Source organism: Pseudomonas sp. JS3066 (assembly GCF_036328175.1).
Lineage (GTDB): Bacteria > Pseudomonadota > Gammaproteobacteria > Pseudomonadales > Pseudomonadaceae > Metapseudomonas.
The window spans coordinates 1,301,670-1,323,799 of sequence record NZ_CP143312.1 but is presented as its reverse complement, the minus strand read 5'-3'; the positions used below and the strand labels follow the sequence as shown (position 1 = coordinate 1,323,799).

Genomic DNA, 22,130 nt, shown 5'->3' with positions numbered 1-22,130 from the left:
TCGACCAGATACGCATTCAACCGGACAGCTTGCCCAAAAGCGACGACATCAGGCTCTTGCGCCCAAGTTTCTTCACATAAGGCACGTAGTCCTGGTCTTCCTGCTTGACGTGGCTGACCAGCCAGAGGCCGATGAAGATTCTTGCCTTGGCCGCTACCTTGGCGGGAGCCTCACCTGATTCAAGCTTCTTGAGCAGGTCCTGGGCCCGCGCCTTGAAACTTTCATGGGTGGCCCGATGCGCCTCCAGCATCGGATATCCAGCCTGCTCCATCAGCGACTCTTCGTAAGTGTTGTGGGAAATGGCGTAGTGGATCAGGCCATGCACTACGAGTTCGAGCCCCTGCGAATCGTCGCGGGCGACCCCTTCCTCGATCTCGGCGAAGTAGTCGAAGAGACGCTTGTGCTGCTCGTCAATGATCGAGATCCCTGTCGAATAATCCGACGACCAGGCAAGATTCATGCTGTTCATGGTGTTGTCCTTAGTACCAAACGGCGCAGAAAGAGGCACAGCGCCTGCAGGCACCCACCCCGTGAAGGGCGAGAATGTTCCTTTGGCGCCAGCGCACCGGGCTTGACCCAGATCAAGTCGAAGAGCCATTCGGCAGGACAAAAAAAGCCCGGCTACGGGGAGCCGGGCTTGAGAAAGTCTCCTCGCGGGGAGGAGAACGCTGTAGCAGTCGTCGATCAGGCAGCGGTCTGCGGAGCGGCAGGAGCTTCGGACTTTCCGCTGGAAGCCAGCTCACGCTGCAGAGTGTCTTCGTCCAGTTGCTTGCACCACTTGGCGACCACGATGGTGGCAACGCCGTTGCCGATCAGGTTGGTCAGGGCACGGGCTTCGGACATGAAGCGGTCGATGCCGAGGATCAGTGCCAGGCCGGCAACCGGCAGGTGGCCAACGGCGGACAGAGTGGCGGCCAATACAATGAAGCCGGAACCGGTGACGCCGGCGGCGCCCTTGGATGCGATCAGCAGCACAGCCAGCAGGGTCAGCTGGTGAGTGATGTCCATGGTGGTGTCAGTAGCCTGGGCGATGAACACCGCAGCCATGGTCAGGTAGATGGAAGTGCCATCCAGGTTGAAGGAGTAGCCAGTGGGGATCACCAGGCCGACCACGGACTTCTTGGCACCCAGTTTTTCCATCTTGTTCAGCATGCGCGGCAGGGCCGACTCGGAAGAAGACGTACCGAGTACGATCAGCAACTCTTCGCGGATGTAGCGGATGAAGCGCAGGATGCTGAAGCCGTGGGCACGGGCGATACCGCCCAGGACCACCAGGATGAAGAACACGCAGGTGATGTAGAAGCACAGCATCAACTGGCCAAGCTGCACCAGCGAACCCACGCCGTACTGGCCGATGGTGAAGGCCATGGCACCGAAGGCACCGATGGGGGCGACCTTCATGATCATGTTGATGATGCCAAACATGACCTGGGCGATGCGATCGATGAATTCCAGCACCGGCTTGCCGTAGTCACCCATGCGCTGCAGGGCGAAAGCGAAGATCACGGAGAAGAACAGCACCTGCAGGATGTCACCCGAGGCGAAGGCGCCAACGATGGTGCTGGGGATGACGTTGAGCAGGAAGGCAATGGTGCTCTGCTGTTCGCCGGCAGCGGTGAAGGCGGCAATGCCCTTGGTGTCCAGGGTGGCCGGATCGACATGCATGCCGACACCAGGCTGGACGATGTTGACCACGACCAGGCCGATGATCAGCGCGATGGTGGATACGATTTCGAAATACAGCAGCGCGTAGCCGCCGGTCTTACCCACTGCCTTCATGTCCTGCATGCCGGCGATGCCGCTGACCACGGTGCAGAAGATGATGGGCGCGATGGCCATCTTGATCAGTTTGACGAAGCCGTCACCCAGGGGTTTGAGCGCAACACCGGTCTCCGGATAGAAGTGACCCAGCAGGATGCCGATGGCGATGGCGACGATGACCTGGACGTACAGGCTCTTGTAGAACGGTTGGCGGGACATGGCAGTGTTCCTTTCAAGTGATCCCGACCTGTTCCGTAAGGCCTGGCGTCACTGTGATCGACATATCTCCCTGTCTGGGAGACTTTTGTTGTTGTGCGGTCCAGTCGAATGGACGGCACTCTCTCCATAGCAGCCGTTGTGCCAAGTCCTCTGATTTTAATAAAGTCTTATATTTCAATGACTTGAAAGAGAAACAAACCCAGCCCAACGCATCCCTTGGGCGGATTTCCGCCAGGACCCCAGGGGGATTTCCGCCACTTGCGCCCTTGTGGCCGCCTCCAGCCACGCCCTAACATCGGCCTCCCTGACCACGGATCAGCCCCATGCGCGAGCGCACAATCGCCAGCCATTTCGTCCGGGCCGCCTTGTGCGGCGCCATGCACCATGGCGTGGATTGCACCCCCTTGCTGCGTGCCGCCGGCATTCAGCCGGCCCTGCTGGACGAACCGCGGGCCCGCGTGGCTCCTGAACAGTTCGCGCGACTGATGCAGCTGCTCTGGGAAGTGCTCGACGACGAGTACATGGGCTTCGGCCAGCAGCGCAGCAAGCGCGGCACCTTCGCCATGATGTGCCACGCAATCATCCATTGCCGCAGCCTGGAAAAGGCCCTCGTGAGGGGTACCCTTTTCTACGGGCTGTTCCCTGATGCCCCGCGCATCCAGCTGGAACGGGACGGCGATTTCGCCGTCCTGACGGTGGACGACGCGCTGCTCCGCGACCCGGACCACTTCCTGGTGGAAAGCCTGCTGGTTATCTGGCATCGGTTGGGCAGTTGGCTGATTGGCCAGCGCATCCGGCTGGAGGAAGCCACCTTCAGCTATGCCAAACCGGCCCACGCGGCCGAGTACGAATTGCTCTTCCCCACCAGCCGCCACTTCGGGGCGCCGCGCATCAGCCTGCGCTTTCATTCGCGCTACCTGGCCATGCCGCTGCTACAAGACGAGCGCACCCTCAAGCACTTCCTCGAACACTCCCCGGCCGACCTGCTGGCCCGTCCCGATGGCGGCGACAGTCTGACCAGCCAGATCCGCCGCCTGCTTGGCCGCGACTGCCGTACCTGGCCAGACTTGGAAGCGGTGGCCCAGCACCTGCACATCAGCCCGCAGACCCTGCGTCGACACTTACGGGAGGAAGGTTCGAGCTTCCAGGAACTGAAGGACCACCTGCGCCGCGACCTGGCCATCTACCACCTGGGCCGGGATGAACTCTCCATCCAGGACATCGCCGAACAGCTCGGCTTCTCCGAACCATCGGCATTCCATCGGGCGTTCAAGAAGTGGACCGGACTGACGCCGGGGGCGTATCGGGCGCAGGAGACCTAAATCGGCCCGGAATGTGGATGGGCTGTAGGGGCGAATTCATCCGCCAAGCAGAACGCAGTTCTGCCGTAGGGTGGGCTTCAGCCGATTTCAGAGCAACGGAAACCGAATCCTGAACTCCGCCCCGCCCAACGGGGACTCATCCAGGAACAGTTCGCCGTCGTAGCTTTCGATGATGTCCTTGATTACCGCCGTACCTATGCCCTGCCCCGGATGCTGGGCGTCCAGCCGCTCGCCGCGCTTGAGGATGCGCTCGCGCTGATCCAGCGGCACGCCGGGGCCGTCGTCCTCCACCTTGAGTTCGCAATGACCGCCGCGCACACGGGCACTGACGCGAATTTCCCCCAGACACAGGCGGAACGCGTTCTCCAGCAGGTTGCCGAGCATCTCCAGCAAGGCTCCCTGCTCCATAGGGATCATCAGGTCCTGGTCGAAATCCCGCTCCACACGCACACGCTTCTCCCGATAGACCTTGTCCAGCGCATCGCAAAGGGTGTCCAGCAGCGGCGCCAGACGCACCCGGTGACGTACCAGGCCACTCTTGCGCAGTGACGCCCGCTGCAGCTGGTAGCCGATCTGCTGGCTCATGCGCTCTATCTGACTCTGCAGCACCCGCGCCTGCTCGCGGTTGTCCGACCGGGCGGCGATGTTCTCGCTGACGCCCTGCAGCACGGAGAGCGGCGTCTTCAGACTATGGGCAAGGTCGTCCAGCGAATTGCGATAGCGCTCGCGCTGACGGCGTTCGCTATCCAGCAGGCGATTGAGGGACTTGGTCAGGCGCAGCAGCTCACGCGGGTGGTCGTCACTCAGGCTGTCACGGCTGCCGGATTCCACCTGGTCCAGCTCGGCACTGAGCCCGCGCAGGCTGCGAAAGCCCCAAGTCAAGCCGAACCAGAGCAACCCCAGCAGCACCAATAGCGCTCCTCCCAGCCAGAGGTAGAGCTGCTGGAGGAATCCGTCGTACATGGACTGGTAGTCGCTAACCGGCTGCATGGTGACGACGCTGTAGGCGGCGCGCTGCCCGCGCAGCAGGTCCACCTCCACGTCGTAGACGAAGAACTCGCGCCCCTTGGCATCCGCGACCCTGAGAAACTCGTGGCCCTGGCCGTCGTAGCGCGGCCGGTAGGTCACCTGCTCATCCCGCGATGAAAGGGACTGCCAGACCTTGGCACCTTCACTGTCGTAGATGTAGCCAAGCTGACTGGCCTCCAGGTTGTCGAACTCCTCGTTGGGCAGCTTGTCGGGCATCTCCAGCTGACCGTTCTCCACACGGGCCGCCGCGATCAGCGCACTGGCATCGGCGGCCAGCCGCTGCTCGATGGACTGGTCGAGGGCGATCACGAAGGCGCCCCGCAGCGCTGGCAGCAATGCGAGCATGAACAGCACCGCCATCGCGGCGGCACCCAGCATAAGTCGCAGGCGCAGCGACCATCCCATCGGGCGGTAGAAATTCCGCCATGCCTTGGTCATCGGCAGCGCTCGGTGAACAGGTAGCCCTGGCCGCGCACAGTGTCGATCGGCTTGAATCCGCTGCCGCCCTCCAGCTTGCGGCGCAGGCGACCGACCAACACTTCGATCACATTGGGATCACGCTCCTCATCATTCGGATACAGCTGCTCCATCAGCCGCTCCTTGGCCACGACCTGCTGGTGATGACGCATCAGGTATTCGAGGATGCGGTATTCGTAGGCGGTGAGCGCTACGGGTTCACCGTCCAGTTGTGCCTGCTTGCGGTTCAGGTCCAGTAGCAGCGGACCCGCCTCTATCGTTGACTGAACGAACCCCGAAGAACGCCGCAACAGTGCATTCAGCCGTGCCTCCAGTTCCTCAAACTGGAAAGGCTTGACCACGTAATCGTCAGCCCCGGCGGCCAGCCCCTCGACCTTGTCCTGCCAGTTGCCACGGGCGGTGAGAATGAGGATGGGGAAGCTCTTGCCCTGGCTGCGCAACTGACGGATCAGATCCAGCCCGCTCATGCCCGGCAGGCCGAGGTCAACCACTGCCAGGTCATGGTTGTATTCCGCCGCGCGATATAGCGCTTCCTCGGCGTCGGGCACCGCATCCACGACATGTCCCTGCTCGCCGAGACGGGTGTAGAGGTGATGGCGCAGCAGCGCCTCGTCTTCCACAACCAGCAGTTTCATGGGCCGCTCTCCGTATCAATGAGGCGGCCGGGCAAATGCCCGGCCCGTTGCATGGAACGCATCAGAACTTGTAGTTGGCGCCCAGGTAGGCCTGGCCGCTGCTATGCAGATCCAGGGAGCCCAGACGCGGACCTCCGTGTTCACCCATGTCGGTGCTGACGTTGGTACGCAGGTAGCGGTAGCCGGCCTCGATCGACGCATTCTTGCTCAGGTCCTGGAGAATACCGGCCTGCAGACCGGCAGCGTAGTTGATGTTGCTGTCGCGGCTCATGGCCTTGCTTTCCTGCTCCAGCTTGACCAGGCCGAGGGTCGCACCGCCGAACAGCTTGGTGTTGTATGCACCCACCGGCACGAACACATCGTAGCTGCCGAGGAGGTTCTGCTGGCGCAGCTTGTAGCCGCTATTGGTATCGGAGAAGTTCTCGTAGGTCATGTAGTAGCGGCCGCCGTCGGTCTGCTGGCCGGCACGTACACCCCAGGTGCCAGTCTTGTGGATGACCTTGTCCAGATTGGGATTGTTCAGGTTCGCGTTCAGCGAATCGGACTTCTGGATGTTGTTGTTGGTCTGCCCCCAGGTCAGACCGACGAAGTTGTCCGCGGCCTGGGCGCCGGCGGCAGCAAGGGCCAAGGCGGAAGCGAGGGCGATATGGCTGAAGGTACGGTTCATGGTGGGATTCCTTTTCGAGTGGTCGTGTAGTTGCTGAACTCGGGGGCTAGATTGCCCACCAGCCACTGAACCGCCGCTGAACCCTTCTTGAACCTGAGCTGAACGAAACTTCTTACCCCGCCTGAAGCCCTTTCCGCTGGCCTCGTCGGCGGGCGTTTAGCCCTCAGCCCCAGAATCGCAGACAAAAAAAACGGGAGCCCATCCGGGCTCCCGCACTCAATTCAGAGAAAATGTCCGGAACCGGCACTGCCAGGTTTCCAGACTACAACCTCACCTGCGTTCCAGAAGAAACGCCCGCGTAGTCTGGCAAAAACCTGGGGCGGGCTTCCGTTTCGCTTTGTTTGCCATTTGCAAACATATGTAAACGCGCGGGCCGCTGGCCCATTCCAGCGGCGCCGGGCAGAATGCCGCCATGAACCCGAAACACCCCGCCTGCTGCAGCCCCTTCGACTCGACCTGGCCCTTCTCTGAAGCCTTGCCGGGCGTAGTCATGCGCTCCTGTCGCTTCGATCCGGACTTGCTCAGCACCGACGACTTTCCGCGCAGCGCCGTCCCCGCGCCCACCAATATCCAGCGCTCGGTGGCCAAGCGGCAGACAGAATTCCTCGCTGGCCGCCTCTGCGCCCGTACTGCCCTCCTCGCCCTGACTGGCCGTGCCGACGTGCCTGCCCTTGGGGAGGACCGCGCACCGGTCTGGCCCGCCGGCATCACCGGATCGATCAGTCATAGCCACGGGCTGGCCACCGCGCTGGTCGCCAATCACAACCAGTGGCGCGGCCTGGGCCTGGACCTGGAAGAACCCATGAAGGCCGAGCGTGCCCTGCGCCTGGCGGAAGAAATCCTCACCCCTGCCGAACTGCAACGGCTTGATAGCCTTACGCCCGACCAGCAGGCCCAGCGCATTACCCTGACCTTTTCCATCAAGGAAAGCCTGTTCAAGGCCCTCTACCCCATCGTGCAAAAACGTTTCTACTTCCACGATGCCGAACTGCTGGGCTGCGACAACGCACGAGCACGCCTGAGGCTGTTGATCGGCCTGTCGGAAGATTGGAAGGCAGGAAGTGAACTCGAAGGCTGGCACTGCGAGTTCCAGGGACGAGTGCTGAGCCTGGTGGCAGTCGCCGCCTGAGACGAGCCGCTGGCAAAAAACCTCTGTGGGCGAATGAATTCGCCCACAGAGAATGTGGCCCCACGGGCCGTCTTACAACGTCTCCGCCTCGCTCTGCCGCCGCGGCCACACCAGGCTGAAGCGCGCACCACCCAGCGTTTCGCTGCGACCGATCTGCGCGCGGCCGGCGTGCCAATAAATGATGCGTCGCACGATGGACAGCCCCAGACCGTGGCCACCGGAGGCGCGGGTACGGCTGTCGTCCAGGCGCATGAAGGGTTTGAAGATTTTTTCCCACTGGCTTTCCGGCACGCCCGGGCCGTCGTCCTCGACGTCGATGCGGCAACGCTTGTGGCCGATCTGATAGTTCAACTGAACCCGCGATTCGGCATGGCGCATCGCGTTGCTCACCAGATTCTGCAGGGCGCGATGCAGGTAACGCGGCTCGGCCTCGACCCATGCGCCGTCGGTGCCGACATTCAGGCACAGGCCACGCTCGATGCGCACATTGGCGCGCAGGTGGGAAAGTTCGGCGATCACCTGGTCGAACAGGGCATCCAGGTCCACGCGCTGGAAATGCAGGGCCGGCGAGCCCTGTTCCAGGCGCGCGTAGGTCAGCATCTCGTCCACCAGCTTGTCCAGTTCCTGGATGTCACCGTCCATACCATCCATGTACTTGCGCCGGGCACTCTCACTCTCGGCGTCGGCGATCATCTCCAGACCAAAGCGCAGCCGCGCCACCGGGGTACGCAGCTCATGGGATACAGCGCGGATCAGCTCCCGCTGCAGCATCAACAAGCGCTGCAACTGCTCGGCCATGCCATTGAACGCTGCTGCCAGACGCCCTACGGAATCCGCGCCCCTGGCCGGTACCCGTGCATCCAGCTTGCCCTGGGCAATATCGGTGGCGGCGCTTTCCAGGCCCATCAGACGATGCTCCAGCTGGCGCACCAGGAAGTAGACGGTCAGACCGATAAGAGTGAGGCCGAGGAAACCGATCAGCACCAGCAACTGCGGCGGATAGGGATTCATCTGGTGCAGCGGGCCCATCTCCAGTACCCAGGGAGTGTCCACCATGCCGGCAAAAACACGGATGGAATCGCCATCCTTGCCTAGGGCCATGACCGTGTCGCCCTCATCCACCCGGCGGCGCTGGTCGATGTCGAGGTCGGCGCTCCTCAACGGGATCAGGCGCAGATCAAAGCCGAACTGCTTGTTCTCCTTGAGGGACGCCAGGCGTTGGGGCTGTTCGTTCACCGGGAAACGCACCAGCTCATCCATCAATAGGTAGACGGTGGCCCGCGCCAATTGCTCGCTGATCTGCTCCACCTCGCCGGTCAGCAACAATCGCTCGCTCATGCTGACCAGGCCGTAGACTCTCGCGGCGTGGGGGCCCGTCTGCTCGACCAGCACCTGGCCGCGTACCAGACGGCTGCGTGCGCTGTTGTCCAGCTTCGCGTTGTCCATGGACTCCAGCTCCAGGGGAATGCCCAGCAGGCGCCCCCAGAGCACCACCGCACGGCGGCGTTCCACGTTGTTCATGGGCTGGAGGTTGTCCGCCATCAGGCGGAAGGTGCCGCGTGCCAGGCTCTCGCGGTACTGGTCGGAGCGCACCTCGTTGACCTGGTGAATGGTGAACACGCCGAGTAGCGCCACCAGCACCAGCGTCACCAGCATGCCGCCATAGATACGCAGGAAGATCGAATTCATGGACTGTCGCCCGGACGCAGCGGGCCGCCAACCGGCCCGTCAGAGGCCTTCGGCAGCCTCTCTTACAAATAGGTAGCCCTTGCTGCGCACTGTCTTGATCAGGCGCGGGTGCATCGGGTCGTCGCCGATCTTTGGGCGGATACGCGAAATGCGCACATCGATGGAACGATCCTGGCCGTCGTACTCGATGCCGCGCAGGGAGTTGAAGATCTCCTCGCGGGACAGGATGCGCCCGGCATTCACCGCCAGCAGCCAGAGCAGGTCGAACTCGGCACTCGTCAATTCGATGCTGCGCTCACTGAGCCAGGCCTCGCGCATGGCGTTGTCGATGACCAGCGGGCCGAACTCCAGCCGTCTCTGGTTTTCCGCCACGGGCGCTTCGGCCACCGCCTCGCTTCGCCGCAACAGGGCGCGAATGCGCGCGAGCAGCACACGCGGGCGCACCGGCTTGCAGACGTAATCATCGGCGCCGAGCTCCAGGCCGAGTACCTGGTCCATATCATCGGTGCGCGCAGTGAGCATCAGGATCGGGCCCTCATATTGGCCACGCAGCTTGCGGCAGATAGACAGGCCATCCTCGCCCGGCAGCATCAGGTCCAGCACCACCAGATCGGGGCGCTCCCTCAGAATGCGCGCCACGGCCTGGCCACCATCGGACTCGATGGCCACCTGCAGGCCATTGCCTTCCAGGTACTCTCGCGTCAGATCGGCCAGTCGCTGATCGTCTTCGACTATGAGGATTCGCCAGGCTTCTTGCTCCACCACTCACTCCCGTAGACAGCGTCCAGACCACCATGAAATGGGTCGCATTGTATCAATGCCGGACCGATAGCACAGCGCATGCCAATCAGATACGGAAACACAAGATATTGTGTTAGCTTGCGACGCCATCGACAGCGCCGCCACACCTCGAAAAACGCCCATTCGGCGGCGACGAACGGCAGAGCCTAGAGCCACCGGGCCTTTGCCTCCGTTACTCCGCAGTCACCCACAAATCACCCACAACTTATCCACAGGCTAGATGTTGTGGGTCGCCTTGCAATACCCCCAACAGCGCATTATCTTGTACCCCCATCGAGCCCAGCCCCTACATATTGGGGTGAGGGCGTACCACCGGACACAATTAGAATCAAGCGCTAAAGGCTTTTTCAGGGCCTGACCACCGGTGCGTCATTTGCGGTAATTCACCCACCATTCGCCTCAGGCGAGCGGTGCCGGCCCAGGACACAAAGAACGTGACTGGGGGCCGGAAGCAGGTGCGACGTGAGTAGCGTCCACCACTAGGTATTGTGTTTGTCACGGCGGTTTAACACCGTGACGTTTGACTTGTAGGGCCAGGAAGGCACTTGAGTCCTGTCCTTCTGCCTCGTAGCTCCACGTTTCGCGTTCGGCGTCCCGCCGTGCGCATCGCGTTGTGAAAGGGAATGAAGGCGACTCGGGCGCTCTTACATAAATCAGAACATGGAGAACCCCATGCAGACCGACACCACTCGCGAGAACCCGCAGGCCGCAGCGCCGCAGGCAGCAGATTCCAACCAGGATCTGGCCGCCACTGCGCCTGGCCAGCTGCGCGTGATCAAACGCAACGGCACTGTCGTCCCGTACACCGACGACAAGATCACCGTTGCCATCACCAAAGCGTTTCTCGCCGTGGAAGGCGGTACTGCCGCTGCTTCTTCGCGTATCCATGAAACCGTCGCCCGCCTGACCGAGCAGGTCACCGCGACCTTCAAGCGTCGCATGCCCTCCGGTGGCACCATCCACATCGAGGAAATCCAGGACCAGGTCGAACTGGCCCTGATGCGCGCCGGCGAGCAGAAAGTCGCTCGCGACTACGTGATCTACCGCGAATCCCGCGCCCAGGAGCGCTCCAAGCGCAGCGCCTCCAGCGACGTAGCCCAGCCGCACCCGAGCATCCGCATCACCCGCGCCGACGGCAGCCAGCAGCCGCTGGACATGGGCCGCCTGAACACCATCATCAGCGAAGCCTGCGAAGCCCTGGCCGAAGTCGACGGCTCGCTGATCGAGCGTGAAACCCTGAAGAACCTCTACGACGGCGTAGCCGAGAAGGACGTCAACACCGCCCTGGTGATGACTGCCCGTACCCTGGTAGAGCGCGAGCCGAACTACTCCTACGTCACCGCCCGCCTGCTGATGGACACCCTGCGCGCCGAAGCGCTGGGCTTCCTCGGTGTTGCCGAGAGCGCCACTCACCACGAGATGGCCGACCTCTACGCCAAGGCCCTGCCGGCCTATGTGGAAAAAGGCGTCGAGTTCGAACTGCTCGACCCGCAGCTGAAGACCTTCGACCTGGAAAAGCTGGGCAAGGCCATCAACCACGAGCGCGACCAGCAGTTCACCTACCTCGGCCTGCAGACCTTGTACGACCGTTATTTCATCCACAAGGACGGCATCCGCTTCGAACTGCCTCAGGTCTTCTTCATGCGCGTGGCCATGGGCCTGGCCATCGAAGAGAAGCAGAAAGAAGAACGCGCCATCGAGTTCTACAACCTGCTGTCGTCCTTCGACTACATGAGCTCGACCCCGACCCTGTTCAACGCCGGCACCCTGCGTCCGCAGCTGTCCTCCTGCTACCTGACCACCGTGCCGGACGACCTGTCGGGCATCTACAACGCGATCCACGACAACGCCATGCTGTCGAAATTCGCCGGTGGCCTGGGCAACGACTGGACTCCGGTCCGTGCGCTGGGCTCCTACATCAAGGGCACCAACGGCAAGTCCCAGGGCGTGGTTCCGTTCCTGAAAGTCGTGAACGACACCGCCGTAGCCGTGAACCAGGGTGGCAAGCGCAAGGGCGCCGTCTGCGCGTACCTCGAAACCTGGCACATGGACATCGAAGAGTTCATCGAGCTGCGCAAGAACACCGGTGACGACCGCCGCCGTACCCACGACATGAACACCGCGAACTGGATTCCCGACCTGTTCATGAAGCGCGTGTTCGACGATGGCCAGTGGACCCTGTTCTCGCCGTCCGAAGTACCGGACCTGCACGACCTGACCGGCAAGGCCTTCGAAGAGCGCTACGAGTACTACGAAGCCCTGACCCAGTACGGCAAGATCAAGCTGTTCAAGACCATCCAGGCCAAAGACCTGTGGCGCAAGATGCTCTCGATGCTCTTCGAGACCGGCCACCCGTGGCTGACCTTCAAGGACCCGTGCAACCTGCGTAGCCCGCAGCAGCACGTGGGCGTGGTCCACAGCTCCAACCTTTGCACCGAGATCACCCTGAACACCAACAAGGACGAGATCGCGGTCTGCAACCTGGGCTCGATCAACCTGGTCAACCACATCATCGACGGCAAGCTGGACACCGCCAAGCTCGAGAAGACCGTCAAGACCGCAGTGCGCATGCTCGATAACGTTATCGACATCAACTACTACTCGGTCCCGCAGGCTCGCAACTCGAACCTCAAGCACCGTCCGGTTGGCCTCGGCATCATGGGCTTCCAGGACGCCCTGTACCTGCAGCACATCGCCTACGGCTCCGACGCTGCCATCGAGTTCGCCGACAAGTCCATGGAAGCGGTGAGCTACTACGCCATCCAGGCGTCCTGTGACCTGGCCGACGAGCGCGGCGCCTACGAGACCTTCGACGGCTCCCTGTGGTCCAAGGGCATCCTGCCGCTGGACTCCCAGCAGATCCTCATCGAGGCCCGTGGCCAGAAGTACATCGACGTCGACCTGACCGAGTCCCTCGACTGGGCCCCGGTTCGCGAACGCGTCAAGAAAGGTATTCGTAACTCGAACATCATGGCCATCGCGCCGACCGCGACCATCGCCAACATCACCGGCGTATCGCAGTCCATCGAGCCGACCTACCAGAACCTCTACGTGAAATCGAACCTCTCCGGCGAGTTCACCGTGATCAACCCCTACCTGGTACACGACCTCAAAGCCCGTGGCCTGTGGGATCCGGTCATGGTCAACGACCTGAAGTACTACGACGGTTCCGTGCAGCAGATCGAGCGCATCCCGCAAGACCTGAAAGACCTGTACGCCACCGCGTTCGAAGTCGAAACCAAGTGGATCGTCGACGCCGCCAGCCGCCGTCAGAAGTGGATCGATCAGGCCCAGTCCCTGAACCTCTACATCGCCGGCGCCTCGGGCAAGAAACTGGACGTGACCTACCGCATGGCTTGGTACCGTGGCCTGAAAACCACCTACTACCTCCGCGCCCTGGCCGCCACCAGCACCGAGAAGTCGACCATCAACACCGGCAAGCTGAACGCCGTATCGGCGGGTGGCAGCGAAACCCTGCAAGCCGCTCCGGCTGCAGCACCGGCTCCGGCTCCGGTGCCCAGCGCGTGCTCCATCGATAACCCCGACTGCGAAGCGTGCCAATAAGCGCGCGTCGCTGAGCGGCGTCCGCGTTGTTGCCCGGCTGGCCGGCCCCCATCACGTACATACGTACGCTCAGGGGTTCCAGCCAACCGGGCGCCTAGCGGTCACTCGCACAGCACCACGCTCGACCGGGAGTGAAATTCCCCTCCCCTCTCCCACTGGTAGAGGGGCCGGGGTGAGGGAAACCTCAGGCAGCACAGATATTCGAACAATCACATCCACAAACCGGGTGTGCACAGGCCAGGGCAATCCACCGCCCCGTCCTTGATCCAACGCTTTCGCGTGCATCCATCCACGCACCCAAACACCCAGGCCGGCATAGACCGGTCCGCAGACCAGGAGAGGAACAATGCTCAGCTGGGACGAATTCGACAAAGAAGACCCCACCGAAGCCAAGGCAGCCCCCGCCGTTGCCCAGGCCGCAGCCAAGAACATCGACAAGCTCGACGACGAAGCCGCTGGCTCCGTTGAAGACGCCCGCGCCGTATCGGCCGACGACTCCGACGCCGTAGCCCGCGCCAAGAAGGCCCTCGACGCCCTCGACATCCAGGAAGGCCTGGACGACCTCGAAGGCTCCGCCGCGCGCGTGCAGGTTGGCGACAAGCAGATGATCAACGCCCGCGCCGACCTCAACCAGCTCGTACCCTTCAAGTACGACTGGGCCTGGCAGAAGTATCTGGATGGTTGCGCCAACCACTGGATGCCGCAGGAAGTGAACATGAACGCCGACATTGCCCTGTGGAAGAGCAAGGACGGCCTCAGCGAAGACGAGCGCCGCATCGTGATGCGCAACCTCGGCTTCTTCTCCACCGCCGACTCCCTGGTTGCCAACAACCTGGTGCTGGCCGTGTACCGCCTGATCACCAACCCCGAGTGCCGCCAGTACATCCTGCGCCAGGCGTTCGAAGAGGCGATCCACACCCACGCCTACCAGTACTGCATCGAGTCGCTGGGCATGGATGAAGGCGAGATCTTCAACATGTACCACGAGATTCCGAGCGTCGCGAAAAAGGCGTCCTGGGGCCTCAAGTACACCCGCTCGATCTCCGACCCCGAGTTCAAGACCGGCACCCCAGAGACCGACCGCCAGTTCCTGCGCAACCTGATCGCTTACTACTGCGTACTGGAAGGCATCTTCTTCTACTGCGGCTTCACCCAGATCCTCTCCATGGGCCGCCGCAACAAGATGACCGGCACCGCCGAGCAGTTCCAGTACATCCTGCGCGACGAATCCATGCACCTGAACTTCGGCATCGACGTGATCAACCAGATCAAGATCGAGAACCCGCATCTGTGGGATGCCCAGATGAAGGACGAAGCCACCCAGATGATCCTGCAGGGCACCCAGCTGGAAATCGAATACGCTCGCGACACCATGCCGCGCGGCGTACTGGGCATGAACGCCGCGATGATGGAGGACTACCTCAAGTTCATCGCCAACCGCCGCCTGACCCAGATCGGCCTGAAAGAGGAATACCCGGGCGCGACCAACCCGTTCCCATGGATGTCCGAAATCATGGACCTGAAGAAAGAGAAGAACTTCTTCGAGACGCGCGTCATCGAGTACCAGACCGGCGGCGCGCTGAGCTGGGATTGAATCCGGGTCACGTAGTTTTTCAACAAACACTGAAACTTTTTCACTGAATGTTGAAACGGATGCACCGAGAAGGTGCACAGCCGATGCCCTGGGGAGGGTAGCGGCGCCGGCCATCCCAGGATGGCCTCGTTGTACGGTCAAGACCATTAACCCCAAAGGAACTGGGGTCGAAGGAGTACGAGAAAGGGCCGGTGGGCAATGCTCACCGGCCCTTTTTCATTGGTGAATAGCTCCGACTTCGGCCGACAGTAGCCAGCCACCAAGGCAGCAGTCCTACCCATAGCGGACGGCCGCACTCGGCCGATTCTGTTGAAAAAAGGCAGTTCTGCGGCAGCTGCTCAGCCAGGTGCACCTGCTTTCGAAGTGGCTGCAAGCCACTTCAAGTTGCCTTTCGGCGTTTCACTGAGCGTCCCGGCTCAGGTTTGAAGGTTATTTCGAGGGTTTCTGCTCGCAGCAGGCGTACCTATCCCGTGAGCGGTGGCCCTTGGGGCAAAAGCTTGGCCATGCGACGCAGGTTCTGCACGGTTGCCGCCAAGGTGAATTCGTCAGTAGCACCAGTCAGACCACGCAGGCGTAAACGGTCGAGTTTCATGATCCGTTTGAGGTGGGCGAACAGCATCTCCACCTTCTTGCGCTCGCAGCGAGAGCGGAGGTACTCCGGCGTCTTGGCGATGCGTCGCGCCACGTCGCGAGCAGCCTCATGGATACTGCGGACGATCTTCCGATTCGGCGTATTGGGGCAGCACTTGGCTTTCAGCGGACAGGTAGCGCAGTCGGTTTGGCTGGAGCGGTAGATGATGGTGTTGGCCTTGGTCACCCGCGATCTTGGTTGGGTGAAGGTGCGCCATTCACTGCGTAGCGGTTTGCCGATGGGGCAGCGGTATTCATTGGCCTCTTGACTCCAGTGAAAGTCGTTGCTGGAGAGGCTGTCGTCCTTGCGCTCGGTCTTGTCCCACACCGGCACGTGCGGCTCGATGTCCTTCTCCTCGACCATCCAGGCCAGCATCGGGGCCGTGCCATAGGCGGTATCGCCGATGAGGCGTTCCGGCGTGAGGTCGAAGTGGGCTTCGACGCGCTCCACCATCGTCCTGGTCGACTCGACCTCGGCGGTCCGATGCGCCGGCGTGGCTTCCACATCCAGGATCACACCGTGCGCGGTGTCGATCAGGTAGTTGGTGGCGTAGGCAAAGAAGGCTGGGCCGCCTGGCGCGGCGGTCCACCGCGCCTGCGGATCGGTGAGCGAAATCTTCTTGGGCAGGGCCTCGGCCAGCGCTTCCTCATCGAGGGCTTCGAGGTACTCGCGCACGGCGCGGGTGCTGAGCGCCGAATCGCGCCAATCGACCTCATCGCCCGCCACCCCGCGTTGCCGGCTGGCATCCGCCTTGATGATGCTGGCGTCGACGGCGAAGCCTTCACCTTTGACCAGCCCAGCGGCCATGCAGCGCCGGAGCACCTCATTGAACAACCAGCGGAACAGGCCGCTGTCACGGAAGCGGCCGTGACGATTCTTCGAGAAGGTCGAGTGATTGGGCACTTCGTCTTCCAGGCCCAGCCGGCAGAACCAGCGGTAGGCCAGGTTCAGATGCACCTCTTCGCATAGCCGCCGCTCGGAACGGATGCCGTAGCAGTAGCCGACCACCAGCATGCGCACCATCAACTCCGGATCAATCGACGGTCGCCCAATGGGGCTGTAGAAGTCAGCCAAGTGGACGCGCAGATCGCTGAGGTCCAGGCACCGGTCGATGCTGCGCAGGAGGTGTTGGGGCGGGACGTGCTCTTCCAGATTGAACGAGTAGAACAGGCGCTGCTGCCCACCCGGTAACTGCCCCATCATGCTGCCTGCCCTAATGTCCACCGACTCGCCGATTCTGCCTGCGGATTGAGAGGGAAGCCAAATCCATGGCCGCCGGGCTATTGCCCCTGTCGTGTGCCTGACGTCCTCTCGACGAGAGTCTTATGCGATCCTTTCGGCACCGAATAACAAGGAGGTCAGGGATGCAACCAACATTCGACACAGCCAGGGTCAAGCAGCTTCGTCAGCAGCGATTTTGGTCGCAGGATGAATTGGCCGCCATTTCAGGCCTCAGTGTTCGCACCATTCAACGTATAGAGCGCAGTGGAGTCTGCTCCACCGAATCGAAAATGGCCCTGGCCTCTGCGTTCGATCTGACTCCAAGTGACCTGATCGCAGCGAGTGCACCAGCAACTCAAGGACATTGGGTAGGCCTATGCATCTTCGTCCCCAATTCAGTAGCAGCCCTAGACTTCTACGTTAATGGATTCGGTGCGGAGGTTCTTCAGCGTTGGACTTCTATCGAGCCGTCTCGTCCTCCGTCGGTCGATATTCGAATAGGCAACGGCGTTTTCCGCGTCATCTCGGTCAATCCCCGAGTCGAAACAACTCCTCGGCACGGCTGGGCAAACAGCCCCGGGCGACTGGGCGGTGTTAGCACTCTGATCCCGGTTCTGGTCGACGATGTCCGTGGCGTCATGAACCGGGCGATTCAGCTCGGGGCATCTCAAAGGTTAGGTGACCAACTCACGCATCAATCCGAAGACGGAATGGAACTTGGCGTCCTGGTTGATCCATTCGGATACATCTGGGCCCTTCATGGCTCCATCGAATGACCTGATTCGGCTCGTCTGTTGGCGCAGATCAATCCGAGTCAGCGGATCAGGCCAGCATCAAGGCAAGCGCAGAGCAACGCTGCTCGGGTTCGAGTTTTTCAACAGAATCGGCCAATAGCTGCCTTCCAGGGCTGCAATATCTTGGGTCACCCACGAGCGGTATCGATAACACCGCGCGCCAAGTTCTGACCTGACGGCGATCAGACATTCCTCGCGGAGCCTGATCGTCATCAACGGCGCAGCAAGCGTTGATGATCACTTCGAAGGACGTGCGGTGCAGTGAAGAACACTGACCGGAACATGCGGGCTTGGAGGCTACTGCTTCTGCTCCATGGCCTGGCTAATCTTGCTGAACGCCACCACCAGCAAACCGATCAACGCTTGCGGCCCAGCGCGCTGAGGCAGGGAAAACCCTTCGGCGACATGCCACACATTTCAGCTATGAATGTGGCCCCACCCAAGTGAATGGCTGCCGGCGACTCAAACCGTCGGCACCGTGCCGCCATCAATCACGAACTCGCTGCCTGTGATCGACGCCGAGCGCGGCGAAGCCAGGAAGGCAATCAGTTCGGCCACCTCGAGTGGCTTGGCCGGTCGGCCCAGAGGTATGCCGCCCAATGCGTCCATGACAATCTGCTTACCCCCTTCATAGTCAGTGCCCGCGTTCTGCGCCAGGCGCTCGGCCAAGGCCACCGATGCTTCGGTTTCGACCCAGCCAGGCGACACCCGAACCACCCGTACGCCTTGTGGCGACACTTCTTTGGACAGGCTTTTGCTGTAGGTGGAAAGTGCCGCCTTGGCCGCCGCATAGGCCGTGGTCGCTTCGGGCAACGGCAGGCGGCTCTGGATGGACGTCACGTGGATGATCACGCCGGCTTTGCGCTGCAGCATGTCCGGCAGCAGCGCACGATCCAGGCGCACGGCCGGAAGCAGATTCAGGCTCAGTTCGTTCTGCCACTCATCCTCGCCCAATGCGGCAAACCCGCCGCCGGGAGCGGTGGAGCCGCCCAGCACGTGCACGATGATATCCACGCCACCCAGGCGCTCCCGGACAGCCGCCGCCAACGCCTCACAACCTTGCGCGGTTGTCAGGTCCGCGGCGAAAAACACCGCCTGCGGCGTGTCCTCGGTGGCTTGCCGTGCCGAGGTCAGCACCTGGGCACCCTCTTCCAGCAACAGTTTTACAACAGCGCTGCCAACGCCTTTGGTGCCACCGGTAACCAGAATTCGTTTGCCGCTCAGATCAAGGTTCATGGCCTGTCTCCTCTCGCTTGGGTTGTTGGATTGAACGAGAGCAATGTTGGCGCGCCATAAATTGTTTGCTCAACTGGGACAACGGTTAACGAGTAATCCCAAAATTCAGGACAATCCCATGTCGGACCCGCGCGTCAGCCTCAACGAACTGGAAGCGGTCATGGCCGTTGCACGCCGGGCGTCGTTTCGCCAGGCGGCCATCGACCTCGGAATTTCAACCACGGCATTGAGCCACACCATCGCCAAGCTGGAAGCGAGCCTGGAAACGCGCTTTTTCAATCGCACCACACGCAGCGTGTCGCTGACCGAAGCGGGCGAGATGTTCATCGAACAGGTGGGGCCGGCCTTGCGGGATGTGCGTGCCGGGCTGGACGCGGTGCGCTCGCACAACGCCGGGCCGTCGGGTGTGCTGCGTATCAATGCGTTCGCCAGCGCCGCCCGCGCTGCGCTGCTGCCACTGGTGCTGGAGTTCTTGCGACGCTATCCACAGGTACACGTCGACCTGGTCACAGAGGGGCGCCTTGTCGACATCGTTGCCGATGGGTTTGACCTCGGCGTGCGGGCGACGAATCTGGTGCCCAGCGACATGATCGTCATCGCCTTGGGTCAACCGCAACGCTACGCGGTGGTGGGCACACCCGCCTACTTTGCCGCCCATGGCCGGCCGCTCACCCCAACAGACCTGCTCCAGCATCCGTGCTTGCGTATCCGTTTACCCAACGGGGCGATTTTCCCGTGGCAGTTCGAGCGCGATGGCGAGGTTATCCGCCTGGATGTGCGCGGCCCGCTCACCCTGGACGAACCTGGCGTGGCCAAGGCCGTGGTGCAGGCAGGTATCGGGCTCGGTTTTTTCATGGAGCAGGACGTCATGGAAGAAATCGAAACGGGTCAGTTCGAACGGGTGCTGCAAGCCTGGACCCCGCCGCGCGACGCCCTGTGCCTGTACTACGCCAACCGCCGCAACCCGTCGGCCGCGCTCAAGGCCTTCATTGCCCTGGCCCGTGCGGGCGTTTAGTCCGCGATGGGTATCAGGCAATCAAACCCAGCGTCAGTCCTTTCAGCGTCGCCGCCGCCCGGGTGGAACACCCCAGTTTGCGAAAGATGCTTTCCATGTGCGTGCGCACGGTACTTGGGCTGATGGCCAGATTGCGCGCAACTTCCTTGTTGCTGGCGCCCTGACTGATCTCCAGAAGGATGCGGCATTCACGTGGGGTGAGCAGCGGGTTCTTGGGCTGGGTGAGGGTGCGTTCGCCACGGGCGGCGGCGATCACCGCATCGCAGATTTCACCGTCGAAGACGCCGCGACTGGCCTCCTGTTTAAGCAGCCTGGCAGCATCGGCTTCGCTGTGCGCGACACGCCAAGGCCTGGTACCGCGCAACGCTACCCAAGCGACGGCAGTGGCCAGCAAGCGGTTCTCGGCGCACAGTGCCTCCGCCGCTGTGCCTCGGTAGTAGCCGCTGCCGTCGAGGCGTTCGTAAACATAGGAAGCGATCTCGCCCGGCGCGCTCAGTTCGCGGATCGACCGAGTCGCTTTGTGCGTCCAGTACGGCACCAAGTGCACACGCTCCGCAGCGCCGTAGGGCAGCGGCCCGGCGGTGTTCCACACGTGGTTGGAAACGGCGGCCCGGCCCAGTCCATGGATAAGCGCGGCCTTACCGATTTCCGCCCGTCTGGACTCGGCCACGCCCCACAAGCGAGCGGCCTCTACGGCGATATGGGCCACCTGCCGCGAATGCCCCGCCAGCCACGGCAGCTTCAAATCGATCACATCACCCACCAGGCTCAGGCAAACGGGGCGTTCGCTGTCCGAGACGCCCTGAGTGTCAGCGGTGGCGTCCAACCCGGCCAACCAGCCCTTCGCATTGTTCACCAGCAACGCCGCGAGGGCGGCTGGGTAGCGCCGGTCAGCCTGCTCATGGATCCACTTCAACGCCGCCTCCACCCCATGGGCGCGGCTGAGAATGTCCAGATCCCCGGCGAGCACCACCTGGTAGGCCGCCTCTGGGATGTGCTCATGGGTCAACCCCAGTGGCCGGCCGCTGCCATCGAAGGTTTCGAATACCCGGCACAGCGCGGTCTCCACTGCGTCGCCCAGTTCCAGCGTTCTGGCAATTTCGCCGGCCACTTCGCAGTGCACCACGGCAAGCGGCGCCGCTTTGTGCACGGCGTTCATGTCGGCGGCGCTCAACGTGCCGTCCAGCATGGCGCGGCGGCCGTCCACATCGTCGCCAAGCAGGCGGGCAAACCCGTCGGCATTGGCCGTGCAGCCCGACCAGCGCAGCAAGGCCACCTGCTCCACCACCCTCATCTGCTCGGCGCCTGCCTGTCTCGCTTGCGCCAGCTGCCTGGCCAGGCGAGCCACGCGTAGGGAGTGTCCCAGCGGTTGGCCCATGCTGAGATCACCGACCTGGGCGATGGCCGCCAGTGCCGCGCCTAAGGAAATGTCGTATCGATGCGTGCTATCCATGAAAACTCCCTGGCTCGGATAAATGACCGATACCCGCCGTGCAGGCCCGTCAGCAAACTGGAGCTCCCTACACAGGAGTCATCCCGATGAAAACAATCAACGCTCAACTCGCTACCGTCGCCCTCGCCCTGGCTACCACCTTCAGTGCAGGCGTCAGCCACGCCGAGAGTACCCTGCCTTCCGTGGTGATCGTACATGGCGCATTCGCCGATGGTTCGGACTGGGCCAAAGTGGTTCCGCTACTACAGGCCAAAGGCGTTGCGGTGACCGTCGTGCAGAACCCGCTCACCTCCCTCGCCGATGACGTCGCCGCCACCCAACGCGCACTACGCAACCAGCCAGGCAAAGTGGTGCTGGTCGGCCACTCGTGGGGCGGCACCGTGATCAGTGAAGCGGGCAACCAGCAGAACGTCAGCGCGCTGGTCTACGTCGCCGCGTTCGCACCCGACGCCGGGCAGATCAGTGGCGAACAAGGCAAAGGCGCACCGACCCCGCCAGGCATCAGCCAGATCAAGCCCGATGCCAACGGGTTTCTCTACCTGACGCCGGAAGGCATGGCCAAAGACTTCGCCCAAGACCTACCGGCTGAACAGACGGCCGTGATGACTGCGACTCAAGGGCCGATTCGTGCGTCCGCATTCGAGGACAAAACCACCGTTGCAGCATGGAGGACCAAGCCGTCCTGGTACGTACTGGCCAGCGAAGATCGCATGATTCACCCGGATGTCCAGCGCTCGTCCGCCAAGCGCATCGGCGCCCAGCTGACCGAGTTGCACAGCAGCCATGTGCCGCAGCAATCGCAACCGGCCGACGTCGCCGCGGTGATTCTCAAGGCGGTGGAAAGCGTGGGCCATCAGTGATCGGCGCGGGTGACGCACTGCACTCCGTAGCAC

Annotated in this window: 17 protein-coding genes; 7 read left to right on the top strand and 10 right to left on the bottom strand. The window is 62.3% G+C overall.

Features of this window, described 5'->3' with window-relative positions:
• Positions 1 to 16: 16 nt before the first annotated feature.
• Both SA496_RS06285 and SA496_RS06280 read right to left on the bottom strand, forming a co-directional pair.
• A complete protein-coding gene (locus SA496_RS06285; RefSeq protein WP_330115182.1) occupies positions 17 to 469 on the bottom strand; it encodes a bacteriohemerythrin in 453 nt (150 codons plus the stop codon).
• Between the two features lie 215 nt (positions 470 to 684).
• Complete coding sequence (locus SA496_RS06280) at positions 685 to 1,980, bottom strand: dicarboxylate/amino acid:cation symporter (RefSeq protein ID WP_120652031.1); 1,296 nt, start codon at positions 1,978 to 1,980, stop codon at positions 685 to 687.
• A 323-nt stretch (positions 1,981 to 2,303) separates the two neighbouring features.
• On the opposite strand from SA496_RS06280, the gene SA496_RS06275 reads away from it, so the two are divergent.
• Entirely contained in the window at positions 2,304 to 3,302 is a 999-nt protein-coding gene (locus SA496_RS06275) for an AraC family transcriptional regulator (RefSeq protein WP_120652032.1), read from the top strand.
• Between the two features lie 87 nt (positions 3,303 to 3,389).
• Here SA496_RS06275 and SA496_RS06270 read toward each other — a convergent pair whose 3' ends face one another.
• From SA496_RS06270 to SA496_RS06260, 3 genes are all read right to left on the bottom strand, one after another.
• On the bottom strand, positions 3,390 to 4,769 hold the full coding sequence (locus SA496_RS06270; protein ID WP_377673690.1) for an ATP-binding protein: 1,380 nt from the start codon (positions 4,767 to 4,769) through the stop codon (positions 3,390 to 3,392).
• Positions 4,766 to 5,443, bottom strand: a complete 678-nt coding sequence (locus SA496_RS06265; protein WP_077525528.1) for a response regulator — start codon at positions 5,441 to 5,443, stop codon at positions 4,766 to 4,768. The genes SA496_RS06270 and SA496_RS06265 overlap by 4 nt, the downstream gene beginning before the upstream one ends.
• A gap of 61 nt (positions 5,444 to 5,504) precedes the next feature.
• Positions 5,505 to 6,110 (bottom strand): outer membrane beta-barrel protein, encoded by a 606-nt coding sequence (locus tag SA496_RS06260; RefSeq protein WP_153917876.1) that lies wholly within the window; start codon positions 6,108 to 6,110, stop codon positions 5,505 to 5,507.
• Positions 6,111 to 6,522: 412 nt separating this feature from the next.
• On the opposite strand from SA496_RS06260, the gene SA496_RS06255 reads away from it, so the two are divergent.
• Positions 6,523 to 7,239 (top strand): 4'-phosphopantetheinyl transferase family protein, encoded by a 717-nt coding sequence (locus SA496_RS06255; protein WP_330115181.1) that lies wholly within the window; start codon positions 6,523 to 6,525, stop codon positions 7,237 to 7,239.
• 72 nt (positions 7,240 to 7,311) lie between these two features.
• Here SA496_RS06255 and SA496_RS06250 read toward each other — a convergent pair whose 3' ends face one another.
• The gene (locus SA496_RS06250; protein WP_120652038.1) at positions 7,312 to 8,928 is read right to left on the bottom strand and encodes an ATP-binding protein; all 1,617 of its coding nucleotides are present in this window, start codon (positions 8,926 to 8,928) and stop codon (positions 7,312 to 7,314) included.
• 39 nt (positions 8,929 to 8,967) lie between these two features.
• Entirely contained in the window at positions 8,968 to 9,690 is a 723-nt protein-coding gene (locus SA496_RS06245; protein WP_120652040.1) for a response regulator, read from the bottom strand.
• Between the two features lie 711 nt (positions 9,691 to 10,401).
• Between SA496_RS06245 and SA496_RS06240 the strand changes: the two genes are divergently transcribed.
• Positions 10,402 to 13,293, top strand: coding sequence for a ribonucleoside-diphosphate reductase subunit alpha (locus SA496_RS06240; protein WP_120652041.1), 2,892 nt, complete (start codon positions 10,402 to 10,404; stop codon positions 13,291 to 13,293).
• Between the two features lie 346 nt (positions 13,294 to 13,639).
• Positions 13,640 to 14,887: a ribonucleotide-diphosphate reductase subunit beta gene (locus tag SA496_RS06235; protein WP_028628950.1), complete on the top strand. Its 1,248-nt coding sequence runs from the start codon at positions 13,640 to 13,642 to the stop codon at positions 14,885 to 14,887.
• 463 nt (positions 14,888 to 15,350) lie between these two features.
• Here the strand turns inward: SA496_RS06235 and SA496_RS06230 are convergent, their stop codons facing one another.
• A complete protein-coding gene (locus tag SA496_RS06230; protein ID WP_330114362.1) occupies positions 15,351 to 16,721 on the bottom strand; it encodes an IS1182 family transposase in 1,371 nt (456 codons plus the stop codon).
• 161 nt (positions 16,722 to 16,882) lie between these two features.
• Here SA496_RS06230 and SA496_RS06225 point away from each other — a divergent pair, with 161 nt between their 5' ends.
• Positions 16,883 to 17,515, top strand: a complete 633-nt coding sequence (locus tag SA496_RS06225; RefSeq protein ID WP_330114363.1) for a helix-turn-helix domain-containing protein — start codon at positions 16,883 to 16,885, stop codon at positions 17,513 to 17,515.
• A gap of 480 nt (positions 17,516 to 17,995) precedes the next feature.
• On the opposite strand, the gene SA496_RS06220 is transcribed toward SA496_RS06225, so the two are convergent.
• The gene (locus tag SA496_RS06220) at positions 17,996 to 18,769 is read right to left on the bottom strand and encodes an SDR family oxidoreductase (protein WP_120652043.1); all 774 of its coding nucleotides are present in this window, start codon (positions 18,767 to 18,769) and stop codon (positions 17,996 to 17,998) included.
• A gap of 118 nt (positions 18,770 to 18,887) precedes the next feature.
• On the opposite strand from SA496_RS06220, the gene SA496_RS06215 reads away from it, so the two are divergent.
• Complete coding sequence (locus SA496_RS06215) at positions 18,888 to 19,784, top strand: LysR family transcriptional regulator (protein WP_120652045.1); 897 nt, start codon at positions 18,888 to 18,890, stop codon at positions 19,782 to 19,784.
• A 13-nt stretch (positions 19,785 to 19,797) separates the two neighbouring features.
• Here the strand turns inward: SA496_RS06215 and SA496_RS06210 are convergent, their stop codons facing one another.
• Entirely contained in the window at positions 19,798 to 21,237 is a 1,440-nt protein-coding gene (locus SA496_RS06210; RefSeq protein WP_330115180.1) for an HD domain-containing phosphohydrolase, read from the bottom strand.
• 86 nt (positions 21,238 to 21,323) lie between these two features.
• Between SA496_RS06210 and SA496_RS06205 the strand changes: the two genes are divergently transcribed.
• On the top strand, positions 21,324 to 22,097 hold the full coding sequence (locus tag SA496_RS06205) for an alpha/beta hydrolase (protein WP_120652049.1): 774 nt from the start codon (positions 21,324 to 21,326) through the stop codon (positions 22,095 to 22,097).
• The last annotated feature ends 33 nt before the right edge of the window (positions 22,098 to 22,130 follow it).